The following is a 14,034-nucleotide window of genomic DNA, read 5'->3' as shown; positions in this document are numbered from 1 at the left end:
TAATCATGTTAAATATATCAAAAAATACAGTTTCGGACCAAATAGATATTACGAAATTCAAATCTGGAAAAGAAATTTTTAACAAAGAGTATCATAAGTTATTTAAAAGCTTTTTATTAGTTTTTTCTGTAATTTTAATAATCATTTTATTTCTACCCTGGACACAAAATGTATCTAGCGAAGGGCTTGTTACTACGTTAAAACCTAACCAAAGACCACAAACATTACAATCTCAAATACCTGGGCGTATAGAAGAATGGTTTGTACAAGAAGGTGATTTTGTTAAAAAAGGAGATACTATTTTAAGAATTTCTGAGATAAAAAGTGGTTATTTTGATACTAAGCTTGCCGAAAGAACTGGTAAACAGTTAAACTCTAAAACACTTTCTGCTAAAGCATATAACAATAAGATTAGTGCCTTGCAAAATCAGATTATAGCTATTAAAAGAGAACGTAAATTAAAACTAGAGCAAGCAAAAAACAAATTAAAACAAGCCTACTTAAAAGCTAAAAGTGATAGTATTGATTTTGAAGCTATTAAAATTAAGCAAAAAATAGCTCAAACTCAATTTGATAGAACTGTTACCTTAGAAAAAGAAGGTTTAAAAGCTGTAAAGGATGTTGAAGAAAAAAGAGCAAAACTTCAAGAGTTATCCGCTAAATTAATTTCTCAAGAAAACAAATTCTTTACTTCTAAAAACAATATTATTAATGCACAATTAGCTATTAGTAGTACACAAGCTTCTTATGCTGATAAATTATCTAAAACAGAAAGCAGCTTGTATAGTGCACAATCTGGTGCTTATGAAGCTGATGTTCAAGTTTCAAAACTTGAAACTAGCTTAGCTAATTACAACAAGCGAAGCTCTTTATTATTTATTACTGCTCCACAAGACGGTTACATTAATAAAGCTATAAAATCTGGTATTGGTGAAACTTTTAAAGAAGGTGAAAAATTAGTAAACATTATGCCTGCAAATTACGATTTAGCTGTTGAAATGTATATACAACCTATAGATTTACCTCTAATTCATATTGGTGAAGAGGTACGTGTTGAGTTTGATGGTTGGCCCGCAATGGTTTTTAGTGGCTGGCCTAATGTATCATACGGAACTTATGGTGCTAAAATTGTAGCTATTGAAAACTTTATTAGTAGCAATGGAAAATACCGTGTTCTAATTGTTCCTAATGAAAAAGAAGAACCTTGGCCGAAAGCCATTAGAGTAGGTTCAGGTGCAAAAACTATTGCTTTATTAGAAAATGTACCTATTTGGTTTGAGTTATGGAGACAAATTAATAGCTTTCCTCCCAACTTTTATCAACCAGATAACAAAGGAGGTGATAAAAAAGCTAAAAAAGAGGAATAATAAACTTCTTAGTAGATTAAAGCAAGTTAAAACATCACTCTAACTAACAATTAAAAAGACAACTAAATGAAAAGGCTATACATCCTTTTTTTGTTACTAAGCTTTATAGCTACAGCACAAGATAATTTAAGTACTCAACTTAGTTTAGAAGAGTATTTAGGTTATGTAAAGAAACACCATCCCGTTATTAAACAAGCGGAACTTATTACAAGTACCAATGAGGCTAAATTATTAAAAGCTAGAGGTGGTTTTGACCCTAAAATAGAAGTAGATTACGACAGAAAAGAGTTTAAAGGTAAAGACTATTACAAAAAGTTAAACTCAACCTTTAAAATTCCGACTTGGTATGGAATAGAACTAAAAGGTAGTTATGAGAATAATTCTGGTCAATATTTAAACCCTGAACACAATACTCCAGAAAAAGGACTATATAATGTTGGTGTATCGGTTTCTTTAGCAAAAAACTTATTCATTAATAAAAGAATGGCTACTTTAAAACAAGCTAAACTCTACACACAGCAAGGTAAACTAGAACAACAGTTACTCGTTAACGATATTTTATTTGAAGCCATCAACACCTATTTAAACTGGTTACAGTACTACCAAAGTTATAATATTTATAAAGATTATTATGCCAATGCTGATATCAGACTAAAGAACATAAAAAAAAGTTTTACAGCAGGTGATAAACCAGCTATTGATACTTTAGAAGCTAACATCAATTTAAAAAACAGAAAGTTAGACCTAGAAAAAGCAAATATTAAATACATTAAATCTAAGTTAGAGCTTTCTAATTATTTATGGATAGGCAATAATATTCCTATGGAAATAAAAGAGGAAATAATTCCTGATAGTAGCACTTTTTCTAATATTGATATTATTCTAAATACTTCTGTAACCACCTTATTTGATAATGAGTTTGAAAACCATCCTAAGTTAAAGTTACTAGAGTTAAAGAAAAGAAACCTAGAAATAAATAAGCAACTAAAAGTAAACAACCTATTACCTAAAGTAGATTTTCAGTATAACTTCCTTGCTTCAAAAGTGGATAATTTTGATGCTTTTAGCACCGCTAATTATAAAAATTCTCTTCAAGTTAGCATTCCTCTATTCTTGCGTAAATCTAGAGGAGATTTAAAACTTGCTAAGCTAAAACTACAAGATATCGACTTTGAAATTGCATCAACTAAAGTTTCTTTACAAAACAAAATAACGGCTACCAAGCAAAAAATTACATCATACAAAAAACAAAATGATATTTTAAAAAACCTTGTGAAAGACTATCATACAATTGTAAAGAGTGAAGAACGTAAATTTTCTTTAGGAGAAAGCTCTATTTTTTTAATTAACTATAGAGAAGTAAAATTAATAGAAAGTAAATTGAAAGAAATTAAAAACCAGTACGAATACGCTAAAACTAAAGGAAAACTCATAAAGCTTATAGGAGAGCTAAATAATTTATAATTGTTGTTTGTACTCTTCTAACAATGCTTCATCAATAATTATATGCTCAGGAAGAATTCGCAAACGATATTTACTTTCACCTACAAACGTAATTAGATCTTTACGATCTAATTTTTCTTCTTCTAGGTTTAAAATTGAATTTATATTATCTATAATTCGTGTAACGTAGGTTTGACTTTTTATATCACCTCCTGAATTAACTATAATTGATTGTTTTTCCGCCTCTAAAAACTTTCTTCTATAAGCAAATGTTAGTAGGTTTTTATACTGTGTTGTTTTTGAGCCAAAATCTACTTTAGCATTGACTATTCCTTTAGATGGAATGGTAAGCTTTATCAGTGACCAGTCTAAAAACTGAATTTTCATTTCATTAGGTTTTGGTGTATGAGCCAGTTGTATTACCCAACTTGTTGCCAATACTAAAAAAACCGATACTAACGATGTTTTTGCTACAACCCTAATTAATTGATTTGCAAATTCATTATCAAAACCAATAAAAATGTCCGACAATTGGGAAACGAACAACAAAAAGATTACTATAACTGATATAAAAGCTACCAACTTTAAGTCTCGATGCATAAAAGTCTTGTAAAAAGAAACTCCCATTAAAAAACATAAAAAAGTTGTTAGTAAAACATCTGGAAGTGCTGCTATTTTTATTCCGTAATAAAAATCATTACCATATAAAAAAGAAAATGATAAAGTTATGGAAGCCACAATAACAATTATAATCGCTATAATTTTTACATTCTTTTCATTTCTATAAATAAATTGGGGGGCATCGTGCACATAATATAATGCCATTAACCAAAATAAGTTATTTATTGTAGACAGAATGTTTATTCCTACTTGATGAATTGTTGTTTTTTCAAAAGTAAAATAACTTGCAGAAAGTGCCCAAATACCAGAAACCACCCAAACCAACATTCCAAAGCTAAAATACAACAAGCCTTTATCAACTCTTTTAATTGAATTTCCTTCTTCTAAAACTTCTTTAAATCGCTTTGTAATATTATAGTAGATTGCTAATAATAACACAGCTCCAATAAAAGAAATACACGTATGTAATAGGTTATGAAACTGTGTTACTTCAGCCATTTATTGTAAAATTTTAGATACTAAATCTTTTTTCGCTTTTTTATCATCTCCAAACAACCACTGTAATACATTATCTTCCCACATTTCGTCTTTCTCTTGCTCATTAATAATCTTTCTATCAATAGCTAAATCTAAAATTTTCCCTGGATATGATGATTGAATTTCACTCTCCATCTCTCCTAGTGGATATGGATCATCCAGCCCTATTAATACTTGTTTAGATCCTTGATTTTTAATCAACAAATCCAAAGAACCAGTATCATGAACCAATGTATCAAAGAAGATGTTTTTATGTCCTACAGCTTTACGAGGGTGTTGTTTTCCTTCAAACAAATCAGGTCTTCCATCAAATCCTTGAATACGACGCCCTAAATTCATTTGTGCTAACTGACCTCCATGCGCAAAACAAACTCGCATATTAGGATATTTTTCATAATATCCATTTAACGTTAAAAAGTGATAGGCATCTGCGCATTGTGCCAACATCCAAATTAAGTGAAAACGCCAACTTGTATTTTGTAGTTTGATGAACTTCTCTCCATCATACGGATGAATTTCAACTGCTAAATTATACTTATCTGCTAGCTCAAAAATAGGTTCGTTTTCTTCATCAAAAATACAACGCCAAGTACCGATGGTGTCCATATAGTGTGTAGGTAAACATAATAAACGCATTCCTAACACCTCAACACAACGTTCTATCTCCCATAAAGCACCACGAACAAACCCTGGATGTACTACAAAACCTGTTGTGAATTTCGACGGATTTTCATGTTGTACACGCGCATTAAAATCGTTTTGAAAACGTAAGGCCTGTTTCATCTCTTCTAAGCGCAAACCATTTCCGTATAATTGAGACAGATTTAATACCACAGCATGATCAATTTTAAAATGTTCCATCCATGCTAGTTTTTCATCTAAAAAGAAACTAGAATCCGTCACGGGACGACTCCAGTCTTTTTGTAACATGAATTTTCTATCCTTATCTACCCAAAAAATCCCTTTGTCTTTCATAAACTGCGGAATTTGCTCTGGATAAGGCAATAAATGCGAATGTCCGTTTATTCTTAATTTGCGTTTTTTCATTTTAGTTTCTATTGCAAAATTTATGCTTTGTTTGGTGCTTCCATCACAGTACCACATTTATCACAAGTACATTTCTCTTTGTCAGAATAGTACTTATCAAAAATTATTGGCATATCAGTTTCAATATTATCTAAAGCAAATTCTTCTCGGTATAATTGATGTCCACAATTTTCACAATACCATTCCAAGGCATCCATCATTCCTTCATCACGTGGATATTCAATAACTAAACCTACTGTATTCGCTTTACGTTGTGGTGAGTGTGGCACCTTCCCTGGTAACAAATAAATATCTCCTTCATTAATTTCAACATCAATCATTTCACCCTTATCATCAATAATTTTCAGTACCATATCTCCTTCTAACTGATAGAAAAATTCTGGAGTTTCATTGTAGTGATAATCTTTACGATTGTTAGGTCCTCCAACAACCATTACGATATACTCCCCATTATCCCAAACTTGTTTATTTCCAACTGGTGGTTTTAATAAATGACGATTTTCATCAATCCACTTTTTAAAATTTAAAGGTTGTACTAACTTGCTCATTTTATTTAGATTTTTAGACTTTTAAACACAAGAGTTAAGATTGTTTTAAAGATACTTAAATAGTCTTATTTCAAAAAGTCTTTATTTTTGATCTCTTTTATAAAGATTTTGTTCTTCCTCCATCAACAGGAACATTAATTCCGTTGATAAAACTTGCTCTTTCACTTGCTAAAAATACAATAGCATTAGCTACTTCTTCAGGTTTTGCAAAACGTTTTGCTGGTGATGCATTTTTCATCATTTCTGCTACCTCTTCTATCGATTTACCTGTTTTAGCGGCTTTATTATTGATAATTTCTGTCAAACGTTCTGTCGCTGTTGCCCCAGGTAATACATTATTTACAGTAACTCCGAACTGTCCTAACTCATTCGCTAATGTTTTACTCCAATTGGCAACTGCGCCACGTATGGTATTTGAAACTCCTAAACCATCTAACGGTTGTTTTACTGATGTAGAGATCACATTAATTACTCTACCATAACCTTCCTCTTTCATAAAAGGAACTACCGCTTGCACCAACACATGATTGCATTTTAAATGCATGGTAAAAGCACGTTCAAACTCTTCTAACTTGGCATTAAATACTGGACCTCCTGCAGGTCCTCCTGTATTATTCACCAAAATATGAAACTGTAAGTTAATCGCTTCTAATTTCTCTTTTAAATCTACTGGATTGGTGAAATCAGCAACTAAATACCCATGATTTTGTTTATTGTTTGGTAATTCTGTCAACACAGCTTTCAGCTTTTCTTCACTACGAGCCACTAAGGTTACATTTACTCCTTCTTGGGCTAATTGTATTGCTGCTGCTTTTCCTATTCCTTGCGTACTACCACATACTAAGGCATTTTTATGTTGTATCTCTAAATTCATCTCTATTCGTTATTCTGAATCATTTGTTTAATCTTAACTGCTTTCTCAAAATGATCTAATTGATGCGTTTGAATCCACCAAGTAGCCACTTCCATTAATATTTTCGGATTGTCATTTTTATTTTTGAAAAATGCATAAAACGAAAGCCCTACATTTTCTCCTTTTTTAGCAATCTTCTCTTCACATACAGCAATTATTTTTTCCTTTATTTCTTTATTCATATTTTATACATACATTTTTGGGTTCTGTAAAAAAGCGTAATGCTTCAAAACCTCCTTCACGCCCTACTCCACTCGCTTTTTGACCTCCAAAAGGTGTTCTTAAATCACGTAATAACCAAGTATTCACCCAAACAATTCCTGTATGTAATTCTTTAGACATACGCATGGTTCTTGTCAAATTGTTTGTCCATAGTGTTGATGACAATCCATACACCACGTCATTAGCTAACTGTAAAGCTTCTTCTTCTGTTTTAAAAGACATTAAAGTAACTACAGGCCCAAAAATCTCTTCTTGATTTAACCTACACTTATTACTTGAAACTTCAATAATCGTCGGTTGTAAATAGTAACCGTTCTCACAATTCTTAACAGTGACTCTGTCACCTCCGTATAAAATCTTCCCTCCTTCTTGTTCCGCAATATCTATGTATGATTTTACCTTTTCTAAATGTGGTTTCGATACCAAGGCTCCAATATTTGTATCTTGATCAAAAGGATTTCCTATTTTTAATTGCGATACTTTTTGAACAAAATCTTTTTTGAATTGCTCGTAAATACTTTCCTCTACAAAAATTCTACTTCCGCACAAACAAACCTGACCTTGATTTGCAAATGAAGAGCGAACTGTAGTCACTAACATATTCTCATAATCGCAATCTGCGAAAATGATGTTCGGATTTTTACCTCCTAGTTCTAACGATAATTTCTTAAACATTGGTGCTGCTGTACGAGCGATATGTGCTCCTGTGGCGGTTCCTCCTGTAAATGAAATCGCCCTGATATCTGGATGTTCAATAATGGCTTGTCCTGTGGTGGTTCCTAATCCGTGAACTATATTCAACACCCCTTTAGGTAAACCTGCTTCATTACAAATTTCTCCTAGTAAATAGGCTGTCATTGGTGTAACTTCACTCGGTTTTGCTACGACACAATTTCCTGCTGCTATGGCCGGAGCAATCTTCCATGTGAATAAATACAATGGTAAATTCCATGGAGAAATACATGCCACTACGCCAATAGGTTGACGTAACGTAAAGTTCATCGCTCCTAAACCTACACTTTCGTGAGCTTCGGATGAAAATTGTGTAATTGCATCTGCAAAATATTGAAAATTAGATGAAGCTCTCGGAATATCAATCGCTGTAGCTAAACTTAAAGGCTTTCCATTATCCTTAGCCTCAGCTTTTGCCAATTCAGGTAACCTTTGCTGAATTAACTGTGCTATTTTAGAAAGAATATCCCTACGTTCGTTTAAGGTAGTGTTTGACCAAGACGGAAAAGCTTTCTTAGCTGCTTTATATGCTAACGCTACATCTTCTTTAGTAGAATTAGGAATTTGACCATACACTTCTCCAATAGATGGATTATAATTATCAATATAATTATTTGCTACCGGTATAACGAATTCTCCGTTTATATAATTTTTAATAGTCATTTCATTCACAGATTAAAGAAACCAAGAGAGGAAAAAGTCTCTTTTCTTTTCTAATGGTTCTTTGTTCTTTATTCTTGCTTTTTGTACGCTACCACTTTAATTTCAATCAATAAATGAGGATGTGGTAATTGATGTACAGCAACGGTAGTTCTCGTTGGTCCGTTATAATCAAAATATTCAGCATATACTTCATTATAGCCTCCAAAATCATTCATATTCACCAAAAATGAAGTTACATCTACAATATCTGATAAGTCTGCTCCTACTTCTTGTAAAATATCACGAATGTTTTCTATTACCGCTCGGGTTTGCTTTTTAATATCTAAGTTGGTCGTTCCAAATTTATCTACGGCAACACCTTCAAAAGAATTATCAGGTCTACGTGAACTGGTTCCAGATACATAAATAAAATCTCCTACTTGTTTTACATGCGGAAACTTTCCTCTTGGTATTGCTTTTCCTTTGATTACTTTACTATCCATGTTTTATATTTTTTAATTTCAAATGCATTTTTCATGAGATTTCTCCCTTTGATAGAAATGACATTTACGAACTGGCTAACTCTATTAATTTATTCGTGGTTTTAAAGTTACGAGTAGTTGCTGAAACTTTTAACTTTCTTTCAAAAAAATTATTCGTCAATTTTGTTTTCCCATACCCTCCAGCTGCATTTACATAAACCACATCTTTTAAGATGGTGTATTCATCTTCTTTCGCATCTACTTCTACCTCTTTTATTGTAGTTTCATTGAATAAGAAAGTAAAATATATTTGTTTTTCGTTTAAATTACTATAAGGGTTGTTTTGAAGAATCTCTTTTATTTCTTTTACTTCTTTTGCTAGAACAAGAACATCATAATCATATTTTTCTTTAATTTTTGTATGAATATTCTTTTCTACCTCTTTTGAGTCTTCTCTAGTTTTTAACACAATATTGCCACTTTGGATATAGGTCTTTATAGTATTATATCCCAGTTCTTCTAACAGTGTTTTTAATTCTTGCATCGGAATTTTATTTTTCCCTGAAACATTAATCCCTCTTAACAAAATAATTATTGTGTTCATTTTATCCTTGCAATCCTTTTCTTAAAACTTCTTTAATTCCTTCTAAATTATCTGAAAATGACATCATTTGGTTTAATATTTGAGCCATTTCATTTTTATTCCCCAAACCTTTTAGCTTATTATTCTTAACAAAAATTTCTTTTATATCATTCCATCGGTTTGCTTCGTTTTCTGATATATCTCCTATTAATTCTTTATACTTCAATAAATTTGCTTCAGCAGAAGATGTTAATGTTTGAGATTCACTTTCATAATGAGACAATACCAGTCTTTTTAACTCATTATCATTCATTATTGGTACTACTTTAGCTACTAACTTATTCATGTCTCGATATGAACCTTGTAACTTAAAAGAGGGTTCTGTTCTATATTCATCTTCCTTTGCAGCCGACTCAATATATGCTTTATTTACTTTTAAGATGGTATTCCTTATAGTTATTACTTTTTCTAATACCGAAATATAATCTTGAATCTCTTGCTTTGTATGATTTCCTTTCAACTCCCCTTCTTCAGTATTATTTTCAACTCTATTTATCAAAGCATAAACATCTTCAAAATATTTACTACTTAACTGGTGTAGTATAGGATTTGATGTTAATGAGTTTTCTATTAAACTAAGTTTAAATAAATGATCTGTATCTCCTATAATATCTCCTAAGTTATATATATCAGCTCGGTTAGCCAACATATCAGGTATTTGAAACTTATCTCCACTTTCAGTATATGGATTTCCAGCCATAATTACACAAAACTTCTTTCCTCTTAAATCATATGTTTTTGGCTTTCCGTTATATACTCCTTCTATTTTTCTTGTTCCATCTGAAAGAGAAATGAATTTTTGTAAAAACTCAGGATTACAATGCTGAATATCATCTAAATACAACATTACGTTATCTCCCATTTCAAAAGCTAAATTTAACTTTTTGAGTTCTTCTCTAGAAGCTGAATTTGTTGCTGCTTCCGGGTCGACTGAGGTTACCTCATGACCAATGGCAGGTCCATTAATTTTCATAAAGATTAATCCTAACCTATTGGCTAGGTACTCCATCAAAGTAGTTTTTCCATAACCTGGGGGTGATATTAAAAGTAACATCCCCATTCTGTCTGTACGTTTATTATCTCCAACCGTTCCTAACTGCTTAGATAAGTTATCTCCTATCAAGGGAAAGTAAACTTCATCTATTAGCTTATTTCGAACAAAGGAAGATAATACTCTTGGCTTAAATTCATTTAACTTTAATGTCTCTTTTAAATTTTCTACCAATAGGTGTTTCGCCTCTTTGTATGCTAAAAAATTAGGTACGTCTTCTTTTGAAAAAACCTCTAATCTTTCAATGAAACTATGATAATTAAATTCAAAACTTCCTTCAATAATAGTATCGTGTTCTCCTCTTAACTCTTTAATGGTTTCTTCAGGGTTTGCATGTAAAACAGCATTAGGCTCATGGTGAAATAATAATAAAGAAATTACTTCATCTGTGTAATTTTCATTTCCTTCAATAAAAGCTATAAATGAGCTTACCCATTGTTTAGTCAATTGGATTTTTGCTTTATAATTTGTAGTCTTTTCAAGACTGCTTTTAAACACATGTAATGCATCTTGTTTTGTTAGGTACTTTATAAAGTCTTCTTTTATTCCCAATGCAATAGCACTAATTACAAATGAATTAGTACTTTTTAATTGGTTAAATAAATAACTAGCTATTGTTTTTCCTAACTCTTTAGAAAACAATAAAGTTTCTTCTGAAAAAGTAGTTATTTCTTTTTGTAACTTATTTATTAAAAAATCGTACTCTTTACTTTCAGGAAAGAATCGTAAGACATCTCCATATGCTTTTATTGAAAAATTATAGTAATCTTGACTCTCTTTAGGTAAAGAGTTCCAAAAATATTGAGCGTATGCTCTAGTGTTTGAAGCGTATGTTAATAAACCTAATTCGTGATGTTTATGGACTAGTGTATATAATATTTTAAACGCATCAACATCGTGCACACCTTTTACATATCCTTCTGCAAACAAGCTTCCACTTTCATTTTGAACTAACGCTAATAAACCTTGTTCGTTTAGCTTTAATAATTCATCTGTTGAATACGAAGTAAATAATTTATACGCCAGATAAGAAGATCTATACACTAAATCGTTCTCAGAAACTAGTTCTTGATTCCAATATTTTTCAGATTTAAGTAAAATTTCATTTTCAACTTCTTGATAGAAATTGGTTCCTGTTAAATGATAATGTAACGTTTGATCTTTGTAAACTATTGATAAATCCAACGGTTGTTTATTAACTCCAAACTTGTGTTTTCCTAAGCGAATTATATTCTCACCATCTTCATATAACTCTTGTTTATCTTTTAATTTTCTTAATGCATCTTCTTTAGCTACTTTAAGTTGTGTTTCTATAGCTTCAGCTTTACCAACTGACTCTAAATCTTTTAATTGATTAACAATATCTCTAACTTTGTTAATCATTAAATCAGCAGCAAAATATCCGTTAATATCTTCAACTGAGGGGTAACTTTGTGCCTTTTTTGCTATACTTTTTAAAATTCTTTCAGAAGCAGCGCTTAATGCTTCTATTTTCTTATTTCTTTTTTCGAGTATTGTACTCTTTCGGGCATCAAAAGCATTATGAACTTCTTCTCTCTTCTCTATAATTAAGGAAATAAATTCTTCAAAATCGGCAAACTTACCTTCAATTTCCTCTAACTGAATTGCTATTTTTGTGAGGAACTCATCACATTTTTCTGGCGTAGTAGCCATATCAATGTAATTAATAATACTTTGATCTATAAGTTTTAATTGAGCAGAAAAATCTGCCTTAGCTTCTTTACTTCCTAAAGTTTTAATTGTATTTTTAATTCCTGCTTTTAATTGATTTAATGTAGCAAAGATTAAAGAGATATTATCAATAATTCTAGTCGATTGAGAAGTATCTTCTATTTCTAAATTTGTTACAATTTCAATTAAAAGTTCTAAATCTGTTGTTATTTGATCTACTTCTTTTTCAAGTTTTTTAGCTTCTACTACCTTTTTTATAGATGTTAAATCATCTTGCCTTTCTTGAACGCGTTTATGGTAGGGTTTTAGAGCTTGATCATTCAACAAAAATTCTACACATCTTTTTGATATTATTGTGTTTTGTTCTTCAATTGAGTTTTCAATTTCTTCTAATATATCAATTGCTATATAACGAACATCTTTCAAGCTTATGACCTGCCCTCTTAATACTCGTAGTTGATTTAATAAGTCAACAAAATCTTCTATGGTCTTAAAAGAAGTACTTTTGATCTTACTTAAAAGTTCATTAGATTTTTCTTGAATAATCTTGCCTTCTTTAGCTGCTTGTTGCTTTAATTGAGTTACCTTTTCAAATTCATCAATAGCAGCATTTGCTGCATCGTTAATTTCTGCAACAGGTACACTTAACTGTTCTGTTTCGGGCTCATTTATCCAGTAATAACTACTATTAATATCATTAGATTTCTTAGCTATATCACTATATAAACCAGCATAACTATCTTCTTTATTTAAAAGTGTTATTAATTCATGGCACTCTGCCATTGCTTTTACAATATCTTTATTACCAATCTTATAAAGTAAGGTATCTTCATGTAATGATGGAATACTGTCTGTTTTTACATAAGGTGTTTGCCAAATTTGAACAACATGGTGTTTTGTTTGCTCATTTTCAGTTTTGAAGTAACACAATTCTCCATTCTCTAAAATTGTAAAACCATTGCAAACAATAGGTGTTTTTACCTCTTGCTCAATAATGTTATAAGACATTAATATATATAGCCCTCTTATTGTAGCATAAAACACATATAAAAAGTCTTCTCCGTTGGGAGAAACTATTTTCTCTTGGAACTTAACGTCTTTAGCGTTATTTTCAAAAAGTTTATACTGCCCTGTTTGTAAATAATATCCATCAGGAAAAATAAGACCTTGATCGTCTGGTAATAATACAGCACAGTCTTTAACACTATTTACTTTTTGAACTTCTTGTAACTTATGATTATAAATAAAATAACGAGCTTCTTCCTGAAATGGTTTTATCTCTAATAAAATAAGGTTTCCTAAATCGGCATAACGAAACTGACCATCATCTAATGTTTGATCAACATGTTCTACTGGCTCTTCAAGAATTCCTTTTCCTTCATCAGTGTTATCTTCTATCTTAATAGTTAAATCACCTCCGATAGTTTCGACAAAAACTTTATCTAAAATAGAAATATGAGAGTAAGTACCATAACGGTGCATATCTCGGGTTACTTCTTGCCAATTAAATTCATGTTGCTTTGGAAACCTGTATTCATGCTCACTTCTATTATCAACATATACTAATTCATTTTCCTTTATTAACCACTTAAAAGTTTTCACATCGGTTTTACTCTCACTTAACTGGAAAACCATGTGAAGATAATTATCTATAATTGCAAATTTTGCAAAAATAGTATTTCGATAATACTTGTATAGGTTAGTAAAGTCAGTTATGAAAGTTTCATTATGAAGAAAATCTAATGATTTTGGCTGAAAACGATTGTCTTTAAACTCATAAGCGCTGAAAACATCCGATAACTTAATATCTGTTCTTAGTCCAAAATGAACATTATATCCAAAGATTGAAGTGTTTCCTAGAGATACAATATCTCTAGCTATACAGTTGTTTTCTGTGTTAATTCTATCATTTGCTATAAGCTTTGTTTCAATTGTACCAAACACATGCTTTCTAGCATCATTTAATCTTTGTAACCTATTTAGTAGCTCTTTTTTTTGTTTTTGAAGACGGCTCTGAATAATCTCATAAGTTCCGCCATCAAGTTGTTGATTATCCATATAAAATTACGAGTTAAAATTAATTTTAAAACACCT

General features: G+C 31.0%; 11 protein-coding genes. 2 read left to right on the top strand and 9 right to left on the bottom strand.

Annotation, left to right across the window (positions count from 1 at the left end; genetic code table 11):
* Positions 1-5 precede the first annotated feature (5 nt).
* Together D6200_RS00540 and D6200_RS00535 are read left to right on the top strand one after the other, a co-directional pair.
* Positions 6-1,367 (top strand): HlyD family secretion protein, encoded by a 1,362-nt coding sequence (locus D6200_RS00540; protein WP_047789332.1) that lies wholly within the window; start codon positions 6-8, stop codon positions 1,365-1,367.
* Between the two features lie 66 nt (positions 1,368-1,433).
* Positions 1,434-2,831, top strand: coding sequence for a TolC family protein (locus tag D6200_RS00535; RefSeq protein ID WP_073181335.1), 1,398 nt, complete (start codon positions 1,434-1,436; stop codon positions 2,829-2,831).
* Here the strand turns inward: D6200_RS00535 and D6200_RS00530 are convergent.
* The 9 genes from D6200_RS00530 to D6200_RS00490 form a co-directional block, all read right to left on the bottom strand.
* A complete protein-coding gene (locus D6200_RS00530; protein WP_047789334.1) occupies positions 2,826-3,929 on the bottom strand; it encodes a hypothetical protein in 1,104 nt (367 codons plus the stop codon). The two genes, D6200_RS00535 and D6200_RS00530, sit on opposite strands and share 6 nt — an antisense overlap.
* Entirely contained in the window at positions 3,930-5,015 is a 1,086-nt protein-coding gene (locus D6200_RS00525) for an amidohydrolase family protein (protein ID WP_073181337.1), read from the bottom strand.
* A gap of 20 nt (positions 5,016-5,035) precedes the next feature.
* Complete coding sequence (locus D6200_RS00520) at positions 5,036-5,563, bottom strand: 3-hydroxyanthranilate 3,4-dioxygenase (protein ID WP_047789336.1); 528 nt, start codon at positions 5,561-5,563, stop codon at positions 5,036-5,038.
* 97 nt (positions 5,564-5,660) lie between these two features.
* On the bottom strand, positions 5,661-6,437 hold the full coding sequence (locus D6200_RS00515) for an SDR family oxidoreductase (protein ID WP_073181338.1): 777 nt from the start codon (positions 6,435-6,437) through the stop codon (positions 5,661-5,663).
* 2 nt (positions 6,438-6,439) lie between these two features.
* Positions 6,440-6,658 (bottom strand): DUF6500 family protein, encoded by a 219-nt coding sequence (locus tag D6200_RS00510; RefSeq protein WP_073181339.1) that lies wholly within the window; start codon positions 6,656-6,658, stop codon positions 6,440-6,442.
* Positions 6,651-8,093 (bottom strand): aldehyde dehydrogenase, encoded by a 1,443-nt coding sequence (locus D6200_RS00505; RefSeq protein ID WP_073181340.1) that lies wholly within the window; start codon positions 8,091-8,093, stop codon positions 6,651-6,653. Before D6200_RS00505 ends, D6200_RS00510 begins: the two co-directional genes overlap by 8 nt.
* Positions 8,094-8,161: 68 nt before the next feature.
* Positions 8,162-8,575: a RidA family protein gene (locus tag D6200_RS00500; RefSeq protein WP_047789340.1), complete on the bottom strand. Its 414-nt coding sequence runs from the start codon at positions 8,573-8,575 to the stop codon at positions 8,162-8,164.
* A gap of 64 nt (positions 8,576-8,639) precedes the next feature.
* Positions 8,640-9,158, bottom strand: coding sequence for a DUF1697 domain-containing protein (locus D6200_RS00495; RefSeq protein ID WP_073181342.1), 519 nt, complete (start codon positions 9,156-9,158; stop codon positions 8,640-8,642).
* Between the two features lies 1 nt (position 9,159).
* Positions 9,160-13,998, bottom strand: coding sequence for a DNA repair ATPase (locus D6200_RS00490; protein WP_073181344.1), 4,839 nt, complete (start codon positions 13,996-13,998; stop codon positions 9,160-9,162).
* Between the last annotated feature and the right edge of the window lie 36 nt (positions 13,999-14,034).

The organism is Tenacibaculum mesophilum (genome assembly GCF_003867075.1).
Taxonomy (GTDB): Bacteria; Bacteroidota; Bacteroidia; order Flavobacteriales; family Flavobacteriaceae; genus Polaribacter; species Polaribacter mesophilus.
The sequence above is the reverse complement of the archived record's forward strand: the minus strand, read 5'-3'. Positions and strand labels throughout refer to the sequence as shown.

What these genes read in the sequence shown, in the direction of transcription:
- D6200_RS00505 (WP_073181340.1), bottom strand. Translation starts at nt 8,093, where the DNA reads ATGACTATTAAAAATTATATAAACGGAGAATTCGTTATACCGGTAGCA.
- D6200_RS00495 (WP_073181342.1), bottom strand. Translation starts at nt 9,158, where the DNA reads ATGAACACAATAATTATTTTGTTAAGAGGGATTAATGTTTCAGGGAAA.
- D6200_RS00490 (WP_073181344.1), bottom strand. Translation starts at nt 13,998, where the DNA reads ATGGATAATCAACAACTTGATGGCGGAACTTATGAGATTATTCAGAGC.
- D6200_RS00520 (WP_047789336.1), bottom strand. Translation starts at nt 5,563, where the DNA reads ATGAGCAAGTTAGTACAACCTTTAAATTTTAAAAAGTGGATTGATGAA.
- D6200_RS00500 (WP_047789340.1), bottom strand. Translation starts at nt 8,575, where the DNA reads ATGGATAGTAAAGTAATCAAAGGAAAAGCAATACCAAGAGGAAAGTTT.
- D6200_RS00540 (WP_047789332.1), top strand. Translation starts at nt 6, where the DNA reads ATGTTAAATATATCAAAAAATACAGTTTCGGACCAAATAGATATTACG.
- D6200_RS00515 (WP_073181338.1), bottom strand. Translation starts at nt 6,437, where the DNA reads ATGAATTTAGAGATACAACATAAAAATGCCTTAGTATGTGGTAGTACG.
- D6200_RS00530 (WP_047789334.1), bottom strand. Translation starts at nt 3,929, where the DNA reads ATGGCTGAAGTAACACAGTTTCATAACCTATTACATACGTGTATTTCT.
- D6200_RS00535 (WP_073181335.1), top strand. Translation starts at nt 1,434, where the DNA reads ATGAAAAGGCTATACATCCTTTTTTTGTTACTAAGCTTTATAGCTACA.
- D6200_RS00510 (WP_073181339.1), bottom strand. Translation starts at nt 6,658, where the DNA reads ATGAATAAAGAAATAAAGGAAAAAATAATTGCTGTATGTGAAGAGAAG.
- D6200_RS00525 (WP_073181337.1), bottom strand. Translation starts at nt 5,015, where the DNA reads ATGAAAAAACGCAAATTAAGAATAAACGGACATTCGCATTTATTGCCT.